General features: G+C 52.8%; 19 protein-coding genes, 2 tRNA genes and 1 other RNA gene. 19 read left to right on the top strand and 3 right to left on the bottom strand.

Features of this window, described 5'->3' with window-relative positions:
• The first annotated feature begins 1 nt into the window (after position 1).
• Together ALO_RS16730 and ALO_RS16735 are read left to right on the top strand one after the other, a co-directional pair.
• On the top strand, positions 2 to 1,108 hold the full coding sequence (locus ALO_RS16730; RefSeq protein ID WP_004098334.1) for a uroporphyrinogen decarboxylase family protein: 1,107 nt from the start codon (positions 2 to 4) through the stop codon (positions 1,106 to 1,108).
• 69 nt (positions 1,109 to 1,177) lie between these two features.
• Complete coding sequence (locus ALO_RS16735) at positions 1,178 to 2,527, top strand: S-layer homology domain-containing protein (protein ID WP_004098336.1); 1,350 nt, start codon at positions 1,178 to 1,180, stop codon at positions 2,525 to 2,527.
• 8 nt (positions 2,528 to 2,535) lie between these two features.
• On the opposite strand, the gene ALO_RS16740 is transcribed toward ALO_RS16735, so the two are convergent.
• Both ALO_RS16740 and ALO_RS16745 read right to left on the bottom strand, forming a co-directional pair.
• On the bottom strand, positions 2,536 to 4,035 hold the full coding sequence (locus tag ALO_RS16740) for a phytoene desaturase family protein (RefSeq protein ID WP_004098338.1): 1,500 nt from the start codon (positions 4,033 to 4,035) through the stop codon (positions 2,536 to 2,538).
• A gap of 41 nt (positions 4,036 to 4,076) precedes the next feature.
• Positions 4,077 to 7,403, bottom strand: a complete 3,327-nt coding sequence (locus tag ALO_RS16745; RefSeq protein WP_004098340.1) for a UvrD-helicase domain-containing protein — start codon at positions 7,401 to 7,403, stop codon at positions 4,077 to 4,079.
• 242 nt (positions 7,404 to 7,645) lie between these two features.
• On the opposite strand from ALO_RS16745, the gene ALO_RS16750 reads away from it, so the two are divergent.
• The 5 genes from ALO_RS16750 to ALO_RS16770 all read left to right on the top strand — a co-directional run bounded on the left by ALO_RS16750 (position 7,646) and on the right by ALO_RS16770 (position 12,812).
• On the top strand, positions 7,646 to 9,445 hold the full coding sequence (locus ALO_RS16750) for an alkaline phosphatase (RefSeq protein ID WP_004098342.1): 1,800 nt from the start codon (positions 7,646 to 7,648) through the stop codon (positions 9,443 to 9,445).
• Between the two features lie 151 nt (positions 9,446 to 9,596).
• On the top strand, positions 9,597 to 10,010 hold the full coding sequence (locus ALO_RS16755) for a hypothetical protein (RefSeq protein ID WP_040293741.1): 414 nt from the start codon (positions 9,597 to 9,599) through the stop codon (positions 10,008 to 10,010).
• 25 nt (positions 10,011 to 10,035) lie between these two features.
• Positions 10,036 to 10,710 carry an ABC transporter ATP-binding protein gene (locus ALO_RS16760; RefSeq protein ID WP_004098350.1) on the top strand — a complete coding sequence of 225 codons (675 nt, stop codon included), beginning with the start codon at positions 10,036 to 10,038 and terminating at the stop codon, positions 10,708 to 10,710.
• Positions 10,707 to 11,945, top strand: coding sequence for an ABC transporter permease (locus ALO_RS16765; RefSeq protein WP_238528299.1), 1,239 nt, complete (start codon positions 10,707 to 10,709; stop codon positions 11,943 to 11,945). The genes ALO_RS16760 and ALO_RS16765 overlap by 4 nt, the downstream gene beginning before the upstream one ends.
• Before the next feature lie 156 nt (positions 11,946 to 12,101).
• Positions 12,102 to 12,812 (top strand): 2-phosphosulfolactate phosphatase, encoded by a 711-nt coding sequence (locus tag ALO_RS16770; RefSeq protein ID WP_004098353.1) that lies wholly within the window; start codon positions 12,102 to 12,104, stop codon positions 12,810 to 12,812.
• Between the two features lie 21 nt (positions 12,813 to 12,833).
• On the opposite strand, the gene ALO_RS16775 is transcribed toward ALO_RS16770, so the two are convergent.
• On the bottom strand, positions 12,834 to 13,208 hold the full coding sequence (locus ALO_RS16775) for a winged helix-turn-helix transcriptional regulator (protein ID WP_040293742.1): 375 nt from the start codon (positions 13,206 to 13,208) through the stop codon (positions 12,834 to 12,836).
• A gap of 212 nt (positions 13,209 to 13,420) precedes the next feature.
• Here ALO_RS16775 and ALO_RS16780 point away from each other — a divergent pair, with 212 nt between their 5' ends.
• The 12 genes from ALO_RS16780 (at position 13,421) to ALO_RS16835 (ending at position 21,175) form a co-directional block, all read left to right on the top strand.
• Entirely contained in the window at positions 13,421 to 13,996 is a 576-nt protein-coding gene (locus tag ALO_RS16780) for a flavodoxin family protein (RefSeq protein ID WP_004098357.1), read from the top strand.
• Between the two features lie 12 nt (positions 13,997 to 14,008).
• Entirely contained in the window at positions 14,009 to 15,130 is a 1,122-nt protein-coding gene (locus ALO_RS16785; RefSeq protein WP_004098359.1) for a DUF362 domain-containing protein, read from the top strand.
• Between the two features lie 133 nt (positions 15,131 to 15,263).
• Complete coding sequence (gene tadA / locus ALO_RS16790; RefSeq protein ID WP_139025434.1) at positions 15,264 to 15,737, top strand: tRNA adenosine(34) deaminase TadA; 474 nt, start codon at positions 15,264 to 15,266, stop codon at positions 15,735 to 15,737.
• An 89-nt stretch (positions 15,738 to 15,826) separates the two neighbouring features.
• Positions 15,827 to 15,917, top strand: a tRNA-Ser gene (locus ALO_RS16795).
• 47 nt (positions 15,918 to 15,964) lie between these two features.
• A tRNA-Ser gene (locus ALO_RS16800) sits at positions 15,965 to 16,054 on the top strand.
• A 216-nt stretch (positions 16,055 to 16,270) separates the two neighbouring features.
• An RNA gene (ffs, locus tag ALO_RS21530) (signal recognition particle sRNA small type) lies at positions 16,271 to 16,370 on the top strand.
• Positions 16,371 to 16,931: 561 nt separating this feature from the next.
• Positions 16,932 to 18,614, top strand: coding sequence for a DNA polymerase III subunit gamma/tau (gene dnaX / locus ALO_RS16810; RefSeq protein ID WP_004098365.1), 1,683 nt, complete (start codon positions 16,932 to 16,934; stop codon positions 18,612 to 18,614).
• Positions 18,615 to 18,632: 18 nt separating this feature from the next.
• Positions 18,633 to 18,953: a YbaB/EbfC family nucleoid-associated protein gene (locus tag ALO_RS16815; RefSeq protein ID WP_004098368.1), complete on the top strand. Its 321-nt coding sequence runs from the start codon at positions 18,633 to 18,635 to the stop codon at positions 18,951 to 18,953.
• A 2-nt stretch (positions 18,954 to 18,955) separates the two neighbouring features.
• The gene (gene recR / locus ALO_RS16820; RefSeq protein ID WP_004098370.1) at positions 18,956 to 19,555 is read left to right on the top strand and encodes a recombination mediator RecR; all 600 of its coding nucleotides are present in this window, start codon (positions 18,956 to 18,958) and stop codon (positions 19,553 to 19,555) included.
• A 59-nt stretch (positions 19,556 to 19,614) separates the two neighbouring features.
• Complete coding sequence (locus ALO_RS16825) at positions 19,615 to 19,893, top strand: YaaL family protein (protein ID WP_040293737.1); 279 nt, start codon at positions 19,615 to 19,617, stop codon at positions 19,891 to 19,893.
• 226 nt (positions 19,894 to 20,119) lie between these two features.
• The gene (locus ALO_RS16830; RefSeq protein WP_004098374.1) at positions 20,120 to 20,410 is read left to right on the top strand and encodes a pro-sigmaK processing inhibitor BofA family protein; all 291 of its coding nucleotides are present in this window, start codon (positions 20,120 to 20,122) and stop codon (positions 20,408 to 20,410) included.
• An 84-nt stretch (positions 20,411 to 20,494) separates the two neighbouring features.
• On the top strand, positions 20,495 to 21,175 hold the full coding sequence (locus ALO_RS16835; RefSeq protein WP_004098376.1) for a hypothetical protein: 681 nt from the start codon (positions 20,495 to 20,497) through the stop codon (positions 21,173 to 21,175).
• Positions 21,176 to 21,319 lie beyond the last annotated feature (144 nt).

The following is a 21,319-nucleotide window of genomic DNA, read 5'->3' on the forward strand; positions in this document are numbered from 1 at the left end:
GATGAAAACAAATCAGGAACTGCTGCAGGAGCGCAAAGACAGGCTGAAAAAGGCGATTACCTTTCAGAAAACGGACCGGACGCCGGTTATTCTCACCGGGGATGCTTTCTGCGCCAGGCATGTGGGAATGAAATTGTCGGAATTCTGTTCCGACATGAAGGCATCCCATCGGGCCATATTTGCCTCGATCCGGGCCCTGGGCGATGTAGACGGTACCGGCGGCACCTTTGCGGCAGCCACCATGTTCCCGTTGATGTTTTATACCAGGATTAAACTGCCGGGCCGCGAATTGCCCGACGATACCCCCTGGCAGCTTGACGAGCGGGAAATGATGACCGTAGAAGACTACGACACCATTTTGAAACGAGGCTGGAGTACGTTTAGCCGCGATTATTTGACGAACCGGCTGGGCATTGACGTGGATTGCCTGTCGGCGCAGTTGGCCGATGTCCCGCAGTTCATGAAGAACTTTGAAGATGCCGGCTATCTGGTGTATACTCCCAGCGCCTCCATTACCGTGAACGAATACCTTAGCGGCGGACGCTCCTTTCCCAAATTCATGCGGGACCTGTTTAAAATGCCGGACAAAGTGGAGGCGGTTCTGGACCTGATCCTGGAAGAATCCCTGACCGCCCTCAGAGCGCAGATCCGGGCTTGCAAGCCGTTGGTGGCGTTCATTTCGCCGGCCCGGGGCGCCAGCCAGTTTTACTCTCCCAAGCTGTGGGAGCGTTTTGTCTGGAAATACTTGAAGGCTGCCGCCGAAGCGATCATCGAGGAAGGCGCGGTGGCAGACCTGCATATTGACGGCAACTGGGAACGGGATCTGGCTTTTTTCAAACAGTTGCCGAAACAAAAATGCATCTTTGAATCCGACAGTGCCACCGATATTTATAAGGTCAGAGAAGCTCTGGGAGACCACATGTGCATCAAGGGCGATGTCCCGGCGGCGCTGCTTGCCCTGGGAACACCTGACGACGTGTATAACTATTGCAGCGGGCTGATCAAGGATATGGGGCCCGGATTCATCCTGGCATCCGGTTGCACCATACCGCCCAACGCCCCGGTGGAAAATGTGAAAGCCATGGTTGCCGCCGCTGTCGGCAAGTGATGATCCATAAGCCGGGGGCCAAGAATTGACAAAAAAATTAAATGAACAGAAGAATAGAGGGGGAGACCTGTGGTCACGCACAAACTGAAACAAAAACTGCTGACCCTGGCGGTTGTATCCCTGGTCGGTTTCGCTGGGATTGCCTCTGCGGCTGCTCCCAATCCCTTTGGCGATGTTCCTGCCCGGCATTGGACGTACGAAGCCGTCAATAAACTCATCAGGGAGGGAGTGATTGATGGTGAAGGAACCGGCAGTTTTACAGACAGCCGCCTGGTTACCCGTTATGAAATGGCGCAAATGGTTGCCCGGGCCCTATGGAATAAGGAGAAAGCCAGTGGCGCAGATCAGGAACTGATTGACAAACTGGCGGCCGAATTTGCCAATGAGCTGAATACTCTGGGAGTACATACGGATGCGGCGGAAAAGAAAAGGGAAAAGATCACTGTCTGGGGATTCCTGCATTTATCCGGGCAGGGATGGGATAACAGCGGTGATTTTCAGAATTCAACCGCTGCCACCGGCGATACGCCTCACGCCAATGACGGCTTTTATCCGGCCATTGGTATTGATTTGTTTATCAGTTACCGGGTCAGTGATGCCTGGCAAATCATCATTGAGGACGAAGCTGTCAGGGATTTGCGGTCGGGGGGATACTGGTCGCCTGAAGCGGAAGGGATTGTGGGCGCGTCCCAGCGCGCCGGCCAGATGTACGCTGATGGCACAATGGGCGCAACTGCAGTGAAGGCCGGCAGGTTTGATTATGGTGCGGCCTACGGTTTAATGGTGGCGGCGGGCCGGAAGGGGATCAACGGCGTCCAGCTGGCCAGCGGCGATAAATATAAGAAAACCTTTACCTACGGTTACTTCCGGCGGGGCTGGACCGGCAACGCTACCAACCCCAAGCTCATTTCGTCCCAAACGGATAATCGTTATGCAGCCTTTGGCTACGATGCGCCTCTCGCTCCTGATGCCAACTTTAAAGCAGCCTATCACAACATCACCAATGATGGCTCGGATGCAGACGTATTCGCCGATCACATCAGACTGTGGGAAGTGGGCGCCGACAAAATGATCGGCAAGGATCTGCAGTTATTTGCCACGTATGGTCAAAGTAATGCCGGTACACAAAACAAAGCCTATATCGCGGGAGTCAACTATAAGCGCGCCGACCTCAGCGTGCCGGGCTCCTACGGTCTTACGGCGCGTTATATCCGGGCCGAAGCCCAGTCCTCCATTGCACCGGATAACTATTGGGTGTCAAAATACGACTGGGGACTGCAAGGGCCGGAGTTAAGCGGCTTGCTCATGTTCGATAAAAATTTCGGCATGACGTTCTGGCTCGTTTCGCTGAAGGCCACCGACGGCGTTCACTCCGGCAAATTGAAGACAGTCAAAGCCGAACTGGATTACTTCTTTTAACCGGCCGGCTACTTTATCTTTTTGGCGCACTGGTAAGCCGCCGCGAGGGCGCCGGGGATGCCGCCGATCTGCATCGCCCAGCAGGAGCCTATGAACAAGTTTTTCACCGGCGTTTCTATATTCACGCTCAGGGTGCTTTTATAGAACTTCTTGTTGGGGTTCCAGCTCCAGGCAGAGCTGGCGCCATCAGAGTTTTTGGTGAATCTTTCATAGGTCAGCGGCGTTGCGGCGTCCTGATATCCAATCCATTCTTTCAAACCGGGAACTAGTCGGGAGGCGTTGTCAATCACCGCCTCCATTGCTTTTGTCTTCAATTGGCCGTATACTTCCCGGTCGCTGTTGCCCCAGTTGTTCATCCAACGGCAGGGTGTCACAACCTGCAGCATCAGTGAGGATTTTCCCGGCGGGGCATGACGGGGGTTGATCATGGACGGTGAATAAAGGGAAACAGCGGCCTTGCTGAAAAACGCTTCATCGGCGGTGCTGTTCATGTCGCAGCCAGGCTTGTCCTCCAGTCCAAATACATGAGGCGTCTTCATAGTCTCAGCCAAGACGTCATTAGACAGATTCAACCCCAAATAGACTGTGAAGACGCCCTCAGACACAGCGGCCTGGCTGATTTTATCCCGGAGGGCCTGGGGAACCGGGGTCTGGCCGTCTAACAGAGTCAGGAAGATTTTCTTATAATCCCCGGCCGCAATCACATAATCTGCGGCATAAATGGCATTTTGGCAGGATACGCCTGCTGCAATCCCATTTTGAACGATGATTCTGTCCACATAGGAGTTCAGGCGCAGATTCCCGCCCGATTTCCGGAATTTTTCTGCCAGCAGATCAGCCCAGGACTGCATGCCGCCTTTTACCGTCCAGAGGTCGGTAAACATCGCCACTAAGGCAGCCCCCAGGAACATAGCCGGCATATCCGGGTAACCCAGCCGACTGAACAGCCGGAAGAGCTTGGTATCCTTTGCAAAATATTTTGCGGCAAAGTCCGATGTGGTCATATTGCCATACTGCTTCGACAGTTTCATCCAATTGGGGCCGTTCAAAATGTAAGGAAGAATTGCCTTTGCCATTTCAAACCCATTGCAAAGAAACGGCATGGGCTGACCCGCATTCTCCATCAAGGCGACCAACTTGTCCAGCTCGAAAAAAAACGCATCCAAGTTTGCCTGGTCGGCCGGGAACCCGGCGTACAGTATTTTCTTAAAATCATCATAGGTCTCCGGCGTTCCGTCAAGGCCCTCTGAAACCAACCGGGTTTTCAATTTTACAAATTCGATCTGATCCAGCAATCCGATGTCTTTCATTGCCTTACATACCGATGCCGAATCTTCAAAGGAAATAGCGCCGCTTTCAAAGTAATACCCTTTCCGGTAAAACCCGGCGGTATAGCCGCCAGGTGTGAGGTAAGCTTCAAAGATGGTTACGTTGTGTCCCTTCTTTGTCAGCAGGTTGCCGGCAATCAGACCGCCGATCCCTGCGCCGACGATGATAATCCGTTTCATTCTTTCCGCCCCCTTTCTGTTTCGGCCGGAATAAAATTTGATTAAAAAAGGCCGTCTTGTTTGTAGGAAGAGGTTTGCCTGGGGGTAAAAGCTTTCTCTCTTATCAGCTGTTCTTTGTCGATAGCGGCGACAAAAGGCGAAACCGAGCGGGAGACCAGCAGGATCAATTCGTCCTGCGCCCTGGTTATCCCTACATAGAAAAGCCGCCTCTCTTCCTCCGGATCACAACCGGAGCTGCTGTTGCGCAAAGGAATCGTATCTTCATTTACACCGCAGATGAATACCACAGGGAATTCAAGACCCTTGGCGGCATGCATCGTCATTAAGGACACCGCTTCACTGGAATATACCTTGCCGCTGCTGCGGACCAGGTCGCTGTCCTGCCCAAGCGCCAGATTCTGCAGAAAAGCCGGCATGGTGTCATGCATCACTGCCATATTGAATAAGAGTTCCAGGGAGCCGGTGACGGATACATCCTTTTCCTGCATCCAGGCAGCAATCGTTTTCCAGGGTTTTTCCTTCCGGATGACCGGATCATAGCGCTGCAGCATGGTGCGGAATCCCTCAAGGCCGTCCCTGGGAGGCCGCACATTCTCTAAAATCTTGATCAGGGCTGGCAGACTTCTTTTCCCGGCAGCATAACTTTCCATAATCCCGGGGGCCCCTTTCATCCCATCCTGACCGACGGCTTTCAGGCATAGCAAGAGGGAAGCCAAATCCTCCGGATTCAGCAAAAACCGGAAAAAGGCAACCGCCTCCCGCACGGCACTGTCGGCCAGGAAATCTTCCCGGCCGGCCACGGTATAGGGGATTCCCTCTTTAATCAGGCACTGTTCCAATACCTGCGCCTGGCGGTTGGTGCGGTATAATACGGCAATATCCGAAAAGCCTCTGGCCTGTTTGGTCTGGGGCTTTTTCTTATGGGACGCGGCCAGACCGTGAGCGTCCAGCATATCGATGCCGCCCACCAGGCGGTTGATTTCCTTGGCCACAAACAAAGCCTCGGAAAAATCGCTGTCCGCTGCCACCAACCGGATTTTGGCGCCGCTTCCTCGGACAGCTTCCAGGGGGGCTGGCTCGCCTGAGATTTTCCGAGAGATGACTCCTTTGGCGGCTGCCAGGACTTCCGGTGTGGAACGGTAATTTTGCGTCAGTCTGACTTGGCGGATGCCGGGAGAGTCTTTGATAAACCTGTCAAAATAGCGGCTGTCTGAGCCACGGAAGCCGTAAATCGACTGGTCCGGGTCGCCGATAATAAAGATGCTTTGGCTGTTTTTGCCCCATTGCTGAATCAAACGGTATTGGACCTCATTGATATCCTGAAACTCATCCACCAGCAGGCAGACGAACGGTTTTTTTTCCTTGCCGCCGGCTAAAACGTCTGCGGTTGGAGCCTCAAACCGCTGCAGAACCTCTAACAGGATGTCGTCATAGTCCATAACGCCGTAATGGGCCAACCGGTCGCGGTATGCCTCATATACCCCGGCGGGAATGTCGGATTCTTTCCGGCTGTTCGCCGCCCCGTTTTTCAGCAGCGACAGTCGGCGCAGAACATCCCGCGGGGACTGTTTTAAAGCCATTCCCTGCAGGACATCCCCCATGATGGCAGAAGCCTGGTCCGGGTCAAGAATGGTGACGCTGTTCTTGCCCCGCCACTCAGACAGCATTTTCAGGCAGATGGCGTGGAAGGTGCCGATGGTCATAGCAGCGGCGGTGCGTTTACTGCCAAAGTGTTTTTCCAGGCGGAGGCGCATCTCCCGGGCGGCCTTGTTGGTAAAGGTAACGGCCGTGATCTGAGAAGGGGAGACGCCGCATTGTTCCACCAGATAGGCGATACGGGACACCAGGGTTTTGGTTTTGCCGGTTCCGGGGCCGGCAATGACCGCCAGAGCGGGTTCAGAGGCGGAAACTGCCATCCACTGCTCCGCGTTCAGCCCATAGGGGGCCGTTGAAAAAGGCCTATCTGCGTCGTTGCTCCTGCGGGTGCGCGCTTCCTCGTCGGGCCTGGCATCTGAACCTTTTTGAACGGGCCCGGATTCCAGACTGGAGATAGGTTTTGCAGTAGCCGGTTCGGTTGTCGAGGCTTGGGGCGCCTCGATAAAGCATAGCTGGCCGGACAGTTGGTCGATTTCACTTTTGTCCAGGATCTTCACTTTGCCGTATTCGCCATCGTAGCCTGATTGAATCTCAACCTGGCCGCAGCGTAAGCGGCGGATGCCCTCGGCGATGCAGGCTCCTGCCGCCCGTTCAATATCCGGCAGGCTTGCTTCCCGCAGGATGAAAAATTCCGGGCCCAAACTGCTGAGCAGATCGCCGTACTTTTTCTGCACTTTTTTGCTGGCTGTGGTAGCGCCGATAGAAGCGGCGATTACCTCAGCCAGAGGAACCAGGCTTTCAAAATGCTTGGCGACCGTTGGCACGAATCCTTCCTCCCGGTCAGCCAGAACTTCCACCCGGTGCAACACCCCTACGGTAATTCTGCCGCCGCATACCGGGCAAATGCCGCCGGCATCCCTGGTTTGGCTGGGCTTCCAGCAGACATGGCAATTTCTGTGACCATCGTAGTGGTATTTGCCCTCATGGGGGAAAAACTCAATGGTGCCATAGAATTCCTGGGTATGGCGGTTTTTTAACGCCTGGAGCATGGCCGGATAGGAAATCTGAGTGTTGAACAGATTGACTTCCCGCCCCAGATTAGCCGGGGAATGGGCGTCAGAATTAGACACCAGCGTAAACCGGTCCAGAGCCGAGAGCCGCCAATTCATCGGCGGATCAGAGGACAGGCCGGTTTCCAAGGCATAGATATGGTCAGTCAGATCCCCAAAACACTCGTAGATGTCGTCGAAACCGGAATAAGCCCCAAACAGGGAAAAATGCGGCGTCCAGATGTGAGCCGGGATAAAAATAGCCTCAGGGCAGCTATCCAGCACGATCTCCAGCAAGTCCCGGCTGTCCAGTCCCAGGATGGGGCGCCCGTCCGAACGAACATTGCCGATAGCCTCCAGGCGGCGGGAGATCACTTCAGCCTGCTCCAGGCCAGGGAGCAGGACTACGTTATGAACCTTTCTCACCCGTCCGTTTTTTTTATAGATGGAACTGATTTCACCGGAGATGATAAACTGCGGCGCAATATCCCCGCCGGCCACCTGCCCCGATTGACGATATTCGTCCTTTAAGGCATACAGGCCCTCGCCAGAGGGAATCAGTTTGTCCTTGAGCTCCTGCCGCCAGGCTGGATGGGTAAAGTCTCCGGTTCCCAGCACTTGAATCCCCTTGCGTCTGGCCCAAAAATCCAGCATTTCCGGCGAGCAGTCCTTGCTGGTAGCCCGGGAGTATTTGGAATGAATGTGTAAATCAGCAATAAACATTATGATACCTCGGCAATAAAAAATTGTAGTCTCTTTGAATTGTATCCTGTCTTTCTACATGTCACATTCTCACAAAACAGCAAAAATCCTGCATTTTGCCAATTCACCATTTTGCCTCTTTCTTCCTGGTTTTACCTAACGTTAATCTAAATTAACATACTTTTAATTTGGCTTTAACCTAACCAACAGGCAAGAGCTACTATAATAAAAGCGGAGACATGCAAAAGAATGACAAGGGAGGAATGGATTTGTTCAGCAACCTCTTACTTTCTCGATTGTGGTCCAAAGTTTTTGCGAAATCTCTGGCAGTTACCCTGATTGTTTCACTCTTAAGCAGCGGCTTGGTTATTGCTGCCCCGTCTGCCAGCCCTATTACTGTACTGCCCATTGACAATGCCAAATTTGCCCTGGGGCAGAAATTTGATTTTTTGATTGAAGTAAAAGGCGCCGCCAGTTCCGCTATGACTGTAACCGTCAATGGACAGGCCGCCGACCAATACTTTGGCAAACCGGCTGTTGCCAAACTGGACGGGACGCTGGGAACCTACCGGGTGAATGACGTAGCTTTCACCAAGGCCGGCAAGATCGAAGTCACGGTGCAAGCCGCCACTCAGGACGGAGCTAAGACCCGAACCGTCCGTTACGACGTAGTTGACACTGCCAAAAAACGCGCTAAAAACGTTATCCTGTTTATAGGAGACGGCATGAGCCTCCAGGCCCGGCAAATGGCCCGGATTCTTTCCCAGGGCCTGACCGAAGGGAAATATAACGGCCTCCTGGAAATGGAAAAAATGTCCAACCTGGCCCTCATCACCACTTCCGGCTATGATTCCCTGGTCACTGATTCGGCCAACGCCGCCTCCGCTTACGCTACCGGGCATAAATCCGTGGTTAATGCTATGGGCGTCTATGCCGACAGCACCAAAGATCCCTTTGACGATCCCAAGGTCGAGAACATCATCGAAATTGTGAAGCGTACCCGCGGCATGGCTACAGGCTTAGTCAGCACCGCTAACATTACTGACGCCACGCCGGCCGCTATGGTGGCTCATACCCGCCGCCGGGCCGAGCAGAACTTTATTGCCGAGAATATGCTGAGCGCGGAGCACCGGCCTGACGTAATCCTGGGCGGCGGTTCCCGCCACTTTCTCCCCAAGTCCGTACCCGGCTCCAAACGCACTGACAACAAGAATCTCATTGAGGAATTCAAAAAGCAGGGATATGTTTTCTCCGGCACCAAATCCGATTTGTTGGATACCCCGTCTAACGCCACCAAACTCCTGGGACTGTATCAGCTGGACAACATGAATGTCTACATTGACCGGGAGATGCTGAAGAACCCCAAGGTCCTGGGCGGCTTCAATGATCAGCCCAACCTGATGCAAATGACCAAAAAAGCCATCGACGTTTTAAGCAAAAACCCTAACGGGTTTTTCCTGATGGTGGAAGGCGCCAGCATTGACAAGCAACTGCATGCGGTTGACTGGCAGAGAGCCACCTATGACACCATCGAAATGGATAAAGCCATTGGCATTGCCAAAGAATTTGCCAAGAAAAATAATGATACCCTGATCATTGTAGTGGCTGACCACGCTCACGGCGCCAGCATCACCGGCACCTATCACGAGCTGGACGGCAAAAGCGGCCGGGAAGCTGTCCGCACCTATGCGGATTCGATCCTGCCCACCTATGAAGACAAAGATCAGGACGGATTCCCCGATGACCCTAACCCCAGCGTAACCTTGGCTGTTCATTTCGCCAACCATCCCGACTACAATGAAAACTATCAGTTTAAGGAAGTGCCCACAGTACCGGCCATCATGGCTAACGGCAAGGCTGTCGCCAATCCACAGGTGAAAGGCGAATTCCGTCCCGGCAACATCCCCGCTTCCGACTCCTCCGAAGTTCATTCGGCAGATGATATACCCTTGACTGCCGATGGTCCCGGCGCCGATCATTTTAACGGCATTATGGACAACACTGAAGTATTCTTCGGCATTGTGAAAGCCCTGGGTATAGACGGCAAGCGCAATCTGAAATAAATAGGGCGGAGGCAGAACCATTATGGGAAATACCATATTGCGGATGATAAGCATTTCGACGCTGAGTTGCGTTATTGCGTCCGCTTCGGCTCTGCCCGCTGAGAGAACGGTTCCTGTACAGGAACCGTCTCTTTTCTCATTGGCGGGCGGCATGAAGCGGGCCGAGGCATCTGATTGGCCCTGGCAGCAGCCGGCCACGCCCCTGGCTTTTGAGGAAATGTACAGCGGTGCTTCCGCCTTAGGACTGCAGCTTTCCGAAAAGCTGCAGTCTCTGGAGGGAAAGAGGGTGGTCATGACCGGTTTCATGGCTCCGCCCCTAAAGCCGACTCTGTCCTTTTTCGTCCTGACACAGGCCCCCATGGCTATTTGCCCCTTTTGCTCCAGTGACGCCGACTGGCCCATGGATATTGTCGTGGTGAAACTGGAGCAGCCTGTGACGGCCCTGCCTTTTGACCGGCCCATCCGCGTGACCGGTCTGCTGGAACTGGGCAACCAAATGGACCCGGAAACAGGCTTTGTCAGTTTGGTGCGGATTAGGGCCGATCATACTGAGAAAGCAGAGTGAAGAGGGGAACGGAGGGTGCAATACTATGCTGGAAATTCACAATGTAACCAAGCAATTTTTCCATCCCAATGGTGAATTGCTGACCGCATCCCGAGTGGAGGAACTGGCCCTGGCGGCGGGCGAACAACTGATTCTTGCCGGTCCCAGCGGCTCCGGCAAAACCACTCTGCTGCACTTGGTCGCCGGGCTGCTGTCACCTACGTCCGGGGAGATTTGCTGGGAGGGGAAAAGGCTCGATACCCTGTCGGAATCCAAGCGGGACCGGTGGCGGGCAGATCATATGGGATATATTTTTCAAAACTTCAACCTGCTTCCCGCCTTGACGGTGGCGGAAAATATCATGGTAGCGGCGGCTTTACGCAGCCGGTCTTTCGGCGGGGAACAGCGGCGGCAGGCCAAAGAGATGCTGGCCCTGGTTGGCCTGGAGGACAAGTCCGACAATAAGCCGGCTCACCTAAGTACCGGTGAGCAGCAGCGAGTGGCTGTTGTGCGAGCCCTGATCAACAAGCCCCGCCTGATTTTGGCCGACGAGCCCACTGCCAGCCTGGACCGGGACAATGCAGCGGTGGTTCTTGATCTGCTGCAATCCTTGTGCCGGGAAAACCACAGCAGCCTGATTCTGAGCACTCATGATCCGGCAGTCATGGCCCAATTTCCCCGTATTTACGAAATGCGGCGGACGGAAAGGAGGCTGGCATGATGCATCTGTTGATTGCCTGGCGGAATCTTTGGGCTAAATCGCTTCAGAGCCTGCTGACCGTTGCCGTTGTGACCAGCGCGCTTTGCCTGACCCTGGTTGTCATGCAACTGGCTGCTGGCATTCAAAACGGTTTAGTGCGGGCTACAGAGCCTTTTGACCTGATTGTCGGCAGCAAAGGCAGCCCGAATCAGTTGGTGCTCAATACGGTATTCCTCCAGGACACCCCAATTGGCAATATTGATTATACAATAGTGCAGGAATTGAGAAACAATCCCTTAGTCCGGGCGGCCATTCCCGTCGGCTTCGGCGATAACTACCGGGGCTACCGCATCGTCGGCACGGAACCGGCGGTATTTGCGCACCAGGCTAAACCCGGACAGCCATCCTGGCTGCGAGTGGCCCAAGGACAGATATTTTCCGCTCCTTTTGAGGCTGTAATTGGGGTGAAAACAGCGCGGGAAACAGGTTTGAAAATCGGTGACCAATTCGTGTCGTCTCATGGCATTACCGGCGGCGAGGCCCATGCCGATAAAAAGTTTACCGTGGTCGGAATTCTGCAGCCGGTTCAGGGGCCTTATGATCAGGCTATCCTGGTATCGCTGGAAAGCCTGTGGGATATGCATTCACACCATGACCACGAACAGGAAGCGGCACAGGAGGATGAACATGGGCATGACCACGAACAGGGAAGCGTCGGCGAGGAGGGGGAAACGACGGCTATTCTGGTCAAGCCTCAGGGATACGGTGAGGCCCTGCGCCTTTACCAGCAGTTCCAGAAGGACAGCCGGGCCCAAATCGTTTTTCCCTCTCAGGTGGTGGTCCAGCTGTTTTCGGCCCTGGGTGAGGCTGAAAAAGTTTTGTCTGTGATCGGTTACGCCGTTATGGCCATGACGTTGCTGATCGTCGTCTTTTCCCTTTATTGGTCCGCCCTCAGCCGCAGCCGGGACCGGGCTGTTTTGCGGGCCTTGGGCGCGGGGCGGCGGGATTTGTTCGGTATCATTCTGGCAGAGGGAGTCATCCTGATGCTGGGCGGCATCCTGCCGGGAAGCATTGCCGGCTATGCCTTGTTTAACGCTATTGCCGGCGCTTTGCAGCAAAAGACGGCCATTGTCATGGCCAGTTCCTTTGGCGCCGTCGAGGTTTATACGATAGGGGCCGTATTGCTGGCGGGAATTCTGGCCAGCCTGGCGCCGGCCCTGCACAACGCCAGAACAAGCGTGGCGCCTCATCTATAATCATAAATCGGAAAAAGCCGTAAGTGTAACACTTACGGCCTTTATCACTCCTTGCGGTATTTTATCATATCCCCGGCAGGAACCAGAGAATACAACGGGGAATAAACGGGATAATACCGCTATATCCAGTATATAAATGGAGAGTGTTTATGAGGTATGAAACTCCATGTGACATTCCTGCCAGCTGAAGTCAGCGGCATGGATTTATCTGACACAGTGTGCATCGTGCTGGATATCTTCCGGGCAACCAGCAGCATTGTCACGGCAGCAGCCAATGGCTGCCAGTCGGTCCTGCCGGTTTTATCGGCCGAAGAGGCGCAGGATTTGGCCCGGCAGACCAAATCCTGCCTGCTGGCCGGTGAGAGGAAGTCGGTCAGGATAGAAGGGTTCGATTTGGGCAATTCACCCGCAGAATTTTCTCGAGACAAGGTACAGGACCGCCCCATTATTATGGCCACCACCAATGGCACTGTGGCTATTCGAGCGACAGAAGGGGCCTGGCGGACCTGGATCGGCTCCTTTTTGAATGCGGCGGCTGTCTGTCGGCAGGCCCAGCAACACGGCAAAGATATCTTGATCGTCTGCGCTGGGACGGAGCGGCTGTTCTCCCTGGAAGACGCCCTCTGCGCCGGACAATTGGTTGAAATTCTGCAAGGCAGGGAGCAAGCGGTCATTTTGAGCGATGCCGCTTATGCGGCGCTTTTGATGTATACCCAGAGCAAAGGCCGGCTGGCGGAGGTTGCCGGCCGGAGCAGAAACGGCCAGCGATTGTATGACCTGGGACGTACCGACGATATAGCATACTGCCTTCAGTCCAATATTTTGGATATTGTACCTGAGTACAAACATGGGACCATTCGGCACTGACAGGCTAGAGTGGGCGCAAACCTACTCTTTTCCTCCTGATAATTCGGCGGTGGTTTTCTCATGGGCCGATTCGGTTTCCCTGACATAGTTGAGCCCCCATTGGCAAAGAGTGCCCAGGATAGGCAACAGGCTCTTGCCGGCTTTGGTAAGGGAATATTCTACTTTAGGCGGCACCTGCGTATAGACGAAGCGGTGGACCAGACCGTTTTCCTCCAGTTCTCTCAACTGCTGGGTCAGCATCTTTTGGGTGATCTGAGGCAGCACCTTGCGCAGTTCGCTGAAACGCAGCGTGTTTTCACCCAAATACCAGAGAATCAGCGCTTTCCATTTGCCGCCAATCAGGCTTAGGGTCAATTCCATGGAACACTGGTATTCGGTATCTTTAAACTTAATCATCATTTTCTGCGGATCGCTCCTTTATTGCAAAAACCGGTTGAAATAGTTAGTATATAAGCGGATACTATGCCACTAATAAGTGCGTACTTGCTAAAAATCATACTAATATCTATTATTATAGCATAGAAAAAGTTATAACCGTAATAAAGGTGATGTTCCGCGACAGGGACCCGGGGGGGCGGGGAACATTGAAAAACAGGAGGGTGTGCTTTATGAAAGTGGTTGCTTTTAATGGCAGCCCCAGGGCTAATGGCAATACAGCCCAAAGTATTCAAATGGTCCTGGCGGAATTAAAAAGTGAAGGGGTGGACACAGAAGTTATCCAATTAGGCGGTCGCAAGGTATTCGGCTGTCTGGCCTGCGGCAAGTGCTTTGAGCTGCAAAATAACCGCTGTGTGCGCCAGGATGATGAAATGAACGGCTTCATCCAGAAAATCCAGGAAGCGGACGGCATTATCATTGGTTCTCCCACCTACTTCAGCAATGTGTCTGCCGAAGTCAAGGCTCTGATTGACCGCTCCGGCTTTGTGAACAAAGCTAACGGAGGCGGCTTGCTGCGGGGGAAAATCGGCGCATCGGTGGTTGCGGTGCGGCGGGCCGGGTCTACCTTCGTTTATTCGGCCATTAACTTCTACTTCGGCATAGCTGAAATGATCATTCCCAGCTCCAGTTATTGGAATATGACCCTTTCGTTAGAGCCGGGAGATGCCCAAAAGGACGAGGAAGGCATAGAAACCTTTAAAACCCTAGGGAAAAACATGGCTTTTACCCTGAAAAAACTGAGATGAAAGAGGGATTATATGGAGAAATCTAAAGTATATTTCACCAACCTGCGGGCCGTTCCCGGTATGAATCTGCTGCAAAAACTGGAGAAGCTGGTGAAAAAGGCCGGCATTGAACAGATTGATTTTCAGAACAAATTCACCGCTCTGAAAATCCATTTCGGTGAACCGGGGAACCTGGCCTATCTTCGCCCCAATTACGCCAAGGTTATTGTGGACTTGATCAAAAAACAGGGCGGCAAGGTCTTTCTGACCGACTGCAATACCCTGTATGTCGGCAGGCGTAAAAACGCCCTGGAGCATTTGGAGGCCGCCTATGAAAACGGCTATAATCCGTTTACCACCGGCTGTCAGATCCTTATCGCCGACGGTTTAAAAGGAACCGATGAGGCATATGTTCCCGTGCCGGTCGGCGAGTATGTCAAAGAGGCCAAGATCGGCCGCGCTATCATGGACGCCGATATTTTTATCAGTTTGAGCCACTTTAAAGGGCATGAGCTGACAGGATTCGGCGGCGCCTTAAAAAATATCGGCATGGGCTCCGGCTCCCGGGCCGGGAAAATGGAAATGCACAGCGATGGCAAACCCCGTGTGAACGCCAAAGCCTGTATCGGCTGCGGCTCCTGTGTAAGAATTTGCGCTCACGGGGCCATTACCATCACCGATAAAAAAGCCAGCATCGATCACAGCAAATGCGTCGGCTGCGGACGATGTATCGGTGTCTGTCCTGTGAACGCCATTGTTGCAGCCTGGGATGCGTCCCACGATGCAGTGAATAAGAAAATGGCCGAATATTCCTGGGCGGTATTAAACGGCAGACCTCACTTCCATATCAGCCTGGTGATCGATGTATCGCCGAACTGTGACTGCCATGCGGAAAATGATCTGCCGATTATTCCGGATATCGGCATGTTCGCCTCCTTTGACCCGGTGGCGCTGGATATGGCCTGCGCCGACAAAGCCAATCAGGCGCCGGTTATTGCCGGCAGTTACCTGGCAGAACAAATAAAAGGGCATGGCAATGTCGAGCAACAGGACCGTTTCTGCTCGACTCACCCGGACACGAACTGGCGATCCTGTGTGGATCACGCGGAAAAAATCGGCATTGGCACAAAAACCTATGAATTGATCGAAATATAAATTTTGATGTAAATTCTATTCATTGTGTTCTAAAAGTGCTTGCGCTCCGCCGGGTTATGCGTTATAATACTATTTGTCGCTTATTCCCGTCTTCGCTAATTAGTGAGGAATGAAGCTTAGTATGGTGGACCAGATGACAGATGAGTATTATATGGGTTTAGCCCTGGCGGAAGCGCAGGCGGCGTTTCAGATCGGCGAAGTGCCGATTGGCGCGGTCATTGTCATGGATGGGCAAGTCGTTGCCGCCGGACATAACCTGCGGGAAACCTGGCATGACGCTACGGCCCATGCCGAGATTATCGCAATTCGACAGGCCTGTGAACGGCTTAGCCGCTGGCGTTTGACCGGAGCGACGCTTTATGTTACTATAGAACCATGCCCCATGTGCGCCGGTGCTTTGATCATGAGCCGGATTGACCGTTTGGTCTATGGCAGCAGTGACTATAAGGCGGGCGCCGTGGAATCCATATTTAATATCGTGCAGAATGAGGCTCTGAATCATCAGTTGGCTGTGACGGCCGGTGTAAGAGCAGAGGAATGCGCCCGTATCATGCGAGACTTTTTCCGTATGCGGCGCTCCGGAGAGATGCGAAGCATCTCGGAATAGGAGGAAAGTAAGCCGTTTTCGGGTAGCCAGAAAGAATGCTTGAATTGGCGCGGATCCGAAAAGCGATACTTTCCGTGTCTTACCTCAGTGGAGAGGTGTCCGAGCTGGTCGAAGGAGCTCGACTCGAAATCGAGTAGGCTTGAAAGAGTCTCGTGGGTTCGAATCCCACCCTCTCCGCCAATAGTTACTTTCATGCAAACTTCATAACCTTCTATAAAGTAGAGCACGGAGAGATGTCCGAGTGGTTGAAGGAGCACGCCTGGAAAGCGTGTGTATTCGAAAGGGTACCGAGGGTTCGAATCCCTCTCTCTCCGCCATAATTTACCTCTTAATAGTTTTAATAGTCTGTGTAGGCTTATCTTTGGCCTCGAAATTGGGACTGTTCAAAACGGTTCAGATGCTAGGCGCGACGAGGACGGGCGTGAGACTGTACGCTCGGAAGGTACGTCGAACGCCTGCCCGCAGGAGGCTGAAGTGACGCAGATGGGCCGTTTTCAACGGTTTTCTGGTTTTTCGGGTCGGACTGCGGCAGAGGTTGGGTCCTGCGCAATGAAAATTCATGAACCCCGCCAGGTCCGGAAGGAAGCAACGGTAAGTGATCCCTTTCATGTGCCGCAGGGGTGCCTGATTTCTGCCGTGGTCCGACGTGAAAAACCGCGTGGCCCGGTGTAATACATTTTACTAAAAAGCAGCTGTGCAGCTGCTTTTTTTGTAAACTAAACTGTTGTATAGGGATACACACGGGTGCGTGTATATAATGCAGATCGAAACAGGAACCGGTTAGCGGTTCGTTGAATAACCTATCTAAAGCCGCGGATCTGGGACCGTTCAAAAAGGTTCGGATGTTAGGTAAGAGCAATGTCTGTATTGCCGTACCAGTGAAGAATTCAGGTGACTTTTCGGCTTATGAGAGATCATCTGCTATAGCCACTCTCCCGAAAAGTCACGAATTCTGATACAGCGCGACGGGGACGCGCGAGAGACTGTACGTTCAGAGGGTACGTCGATACTAGAAAGATGCGAAGCATCGTGAGATCAGGAGGAAAACAAATCACTTTTCGGTGTAGCCACAGCAAAATGGACTACTGCATACGAAAATGAAAAGGGATGTTTTCTGAATGAGCGCGAAATTAGTTGAAGTGACACAGATGGGCCTTTTTCAACGGTCCCCTGTAAATGACGGGAGGTGATCGCTTGTCCTATGTTGCGTTATACCGCCAGTGGCGGCCTCAGGACTTTTCCAGTTTGGTGGGGCAGGAACACATCAGTCAGACCTTATCCAATGCCATCACCACCGGGAAAATCGCCCATGCCTATCTGTTCAGCGGGCCAAGGGGCACCGGCAAGACCAGTACCGCCAAGATTCTGGCTAAGGCGCTGAATTGTGTGGAAGGACCGACGCCTACGCCGTGTAATCACTGCGCCAACTGTGAAAAGATTACTCAGGGCAGTTCCATGGATGTATACGAGGTGGATGCCGCCTCCAATCGGGGTATCGATGAGATACGGGATCTCAGGGAGACCGTCAAATTTGCTCCGGTAGACGGCCGCTACAAAGTATACATTATTGATGAAGTACATATGTTAACCACCGAAGCCTTTAATGCTTTGCTGAAAACCCTGGAAGAGCCGCCGGCTCATGTGGTGTTTGTACTGGCTACTACTGAACCTCATAAAATCCCGGCCACGATTCACTCCCGCTGCCAACGCTATGATTTCCGGCGGATTGGGGTGGAGGAAATCGAATCCCGCCTGTCGGAAGTTGCGAAAGGCAGCGCCCTGCATATTACCCCCGAGGCCCTGCGGCTGATAGCCATTCAGGCCGACGGAGGAATGCGGGATGCCCTGAGCATCCTGGATCAATGCGCTGCACTGGAGACCGGGGAAGTGACAGGGGCTGATGTGAGAAAGCTCCTGGGCATGATCGGACATGAATGGGTGCACCGGATTACGGTTGCCATTGCGGCTCGGGATGCGAAAGCTGCCTTGACGGCTCTTGACGAAATGATCAATCTGGGCAAGGACGTACGTCAGATCCTGCTGGAATTGGCCCAGCACGGACGCAGTCTGATGCTCCTTTTGGCCGCGCCGGACATCGAAATTGCCGGTTTGGATCAGGAACGGCAGGAACTGATGCAACAAAGCCGGCAATTTAGCCATGAACAGCTGATTCTCTGGATTCGTACACTGAACGGAGCTGCCAATGAGTTAAAGTGGGCGGCGGACCCCAGAATTACGGCGGAAATGGCTCTGTTGACCTTATGCCAAAGCCCCCCTCAGGAAAGCCTGACCGCTTTGACCGAGCGGGTGGCAAAACTGGAGGCAGCCTTGGCCGGAGGCGCTGTTGAGGCGCCCAGGCTGAGGCAGGAACTAAGCCATCCCGCACCGGCGCCGTTGAAACCTGACATTCCGGCCCAGCAAACGATTGTGCGAGAGCCAACGGCAGTTTTAACCCCGGCTGCTAAGCCTAAGCCGGCGGCTGCAGCAGCGGTTGTCAGTCAGGACCATCAGGAAGTTTGGGATGCGATGCTAAAGGAACTGGTGAACAGCGGCAAACGCTCGGTCCATGCCTGCGTCTCCCAAGGGAAATTGGTGGCTTTGGATGAACAACGGGCTACGGTCCAATTTAGCATTCCTTTTTCCAAAGAACGTACGGAAAAAGAAGATTATCGCAGCATCGTAGAAAAAGTCCTGGCCCAAGTCACGGGCCATCAACCCCGACTGCAGTGCATAATGCAGAATGAATCTCTTCCGCCAGAATCCAAGCCGGCAGCCAATGCCGCCGAGCCGGACCCGGCGGAGAATCACCCGGTGGTCAAACAAGCGCTGGAGATGTTTGGCGGTAAATTAATAAAAAACGACACCCAGGTTGATTAAGAATAAGGAGGCATAACGATGTTTGGTGGCAATATGGGTCAAATGATGAAAAAGGTACAGAAACTGCAGGCAGATATGGCAAAGATGCAGGAAGAAATGAAAAAGCGCACCTTTGACGTAACCGCCGGCGGTGGGGTGGTCAAAGTCACGATTAACGGCGAAAAGCAGGTCCAGTCCTTAAAAATTGATCCTGCCGCAGTGGACCCCAACGATGTGGAAATGCTGGAAGATTTGATTACTGCCGCTGTCAATGAAGCCATTAAAAAAGTAGACGATACCATGGCCCAGGAGATGGGCAAACTGACAGGCGGCATGAACCTGCCTCCCGGAATGTTTTAATCGTGTCCCAGTATGTTGCACCTCTGGCTAAACTGATTGAGCATTTCCGGCGATTGCCCGGCATTGGTGCTAAATCGGCCACCCGTCTGGCCTATTACATTCTCACACTGGATCCGGCGCAAGCGCAGTCTTTAGCCCAGGCTATTATTGACGCCAAAGAAAAAATCCGTTACTGCAGCGTTTGCTTTGGTTTGACCGACTGTGATCCCTGCAGCATTTGCCAGGCTGAGAACAGAGACCGGAGCACGGTCTGCGTCGTGGAAGAACCCCAGGACGTAGCCGCCATGGAAAGGACCCGGGAATTTCGGGGCCTTTATCATGTTCTTCACGGCGCTCTTTCTCCCTTGGACGGGGTGGGACCGGAGCAACTGCGGGTTAAGGAACTCCTTTTGCGTCTGCAGTCAGGCCAGATCCGGGAAGTGATTATGGCCACCAATCCGGATGTAGAGGGTGAGGCCACCGCCATGTATCTGGCCAAACTCTTAAAACCATTGGGAGTTAAGGTAACCCGCATCGGACATGGCCTGCCGGTTGGCGGCGACTTGGAGTACGCCGATGAAGTAACGTTATCTAAAGCGATGGAAAACCGGAGAGAAATGTAATTTTAAAATTTCACGTTTATACCTTCCTGTGCATGGAAATAATAACCGTAACAGGAGGGATGAACGTGAAGACCACATGGTTAGGGGCAGTGCAGGACTGGTTTGGCAGAGAAACGCCGCCGGTCCCGCGCCCGCGGGGCGACGACGAACTGCCGCATATCCTGGAACAGGCCAGGCAGGAATGGCTGCAGGCTCAGGCAATGTATAATTATGTATCTGACAACGACTTGATTGATCACGTAGTGTATCAGATGCAAGCCGCGGAAAAAAGATACATATATCTCTTGAAGTTGGCCAGACAGAGGGGAATTACCCGTTCCCCTTTTACGGAAAGATAGTCAGGGCTTGTTGCCCCATGATATTTTAGAAGCATCAAGCCCTGGGGGGGAGCTGTCCTAAAGGGATTTAGGACAGCTTTTTTCTTGTCTTAGTCGATAGCATAGCATAATTGGGACGTGTTGCTTATATATTCATAATGAGCATTTGTGTTGTGAAAAGCCCATGACAGTATCGGAATCATCAGCTACAATAAATCTATGCGCAAAGCGCAAGGGAGGCTGTCTTATGCCGGAAATACCGGGACTCAACGTCGTTCTTGCCTATGCTTTCGGAATCCTGCTGATTTATTTGGTCGGCAGGATGTTGCTGGTGCCGATCAAATTAATTTTCCGTCTGATCTACAACGGTGCCATAGGCGGGATCATGCTATGGATTCTGAATCTGGTGGGTGGGTATGTGGATTTCCACATAGCCATCAATCCTGTGACAGCCTTGGTTGCCGGTTTCTTAGGGATTCCCGGCGTAATCTTATTAGTACTGCTCAAAATCTTCATTATGCCGTCTATTCTTGAATAATACGGTATATTTTTTGGGTAGTTCCGATGATCCTATATGTACGTCCTTTTGGATTGAATGCTGTTTATAGAGGAGCAGACGTATATGGCGCCGATTGCAGAATCGATTCCGGTTATTGAAGCCTATGTAGGAGAATATGCCAGTGGAAAAAGCGAAAACGCCGTAAACCGGGCAATGACACTCTGCAAGCAGGGACTCAAAGTAACTCTGGTTGATTTAGACACAGTGGAGCCCTGCTATACCATCAGACCGATAAAAAAAGAACTGGAAGCACTGGGCATGGATGTAGTAGCCTGGGAAACCCGCGACACGGTAGGTTTGGGTGAAGCCGGCAGCGTCATCATGGGATCCATGCGCTGGGTGCTGCGGCGGCAAGGCAATATCATCATGGATGTAGGTTATGGTGTGCATGGCGCCCGCATCTTCAATTTAATTGAAGGAGCGGATGAAAACCCTCATTTGAAAATTATCGCCGTCCTTAATATGTCACGCCCATTTACCTCGACGGTGGACAACATCCTGGAGTATGTGGGCACACTGGGCAGAGTGGACGCGGTGTTAAATAATACCCATTTGGCCGGGGAAACCACTGTGGACGTGGTGCAAAACGGCGCCCGCGGTGTCGCCCAGGCGGCTCAAAAATTAGGGTTGCCGGTGGTGGCTACTGCCGCTGTCAGTGAGATCGCCCGACGGATTGGCGATGTAGACTGCATGGGCAATCCGGTTTGGAGAATCGAGCGTATTATGCCTCGTACCTTTTGGTAACGGCACAAAAAATACAGACACCGCTTGACATTTTTTCAAACGGGTGATATATTATAAAAGTCGCTGACAGCGACAGATGAATATGCATAATAGCATAATCTTTATGCCATGATAGTTATGCATAGATTATCTGAAAGAAGAAAC

This window comes from Acetonema longum DSM 6540 (assembly GCF_000219125.1).
Lineage (GTDB): Bacteria > Bacillota > Negativicutes > Sporomusales > Acetonemataceae > Acetonema > Acetonema longum.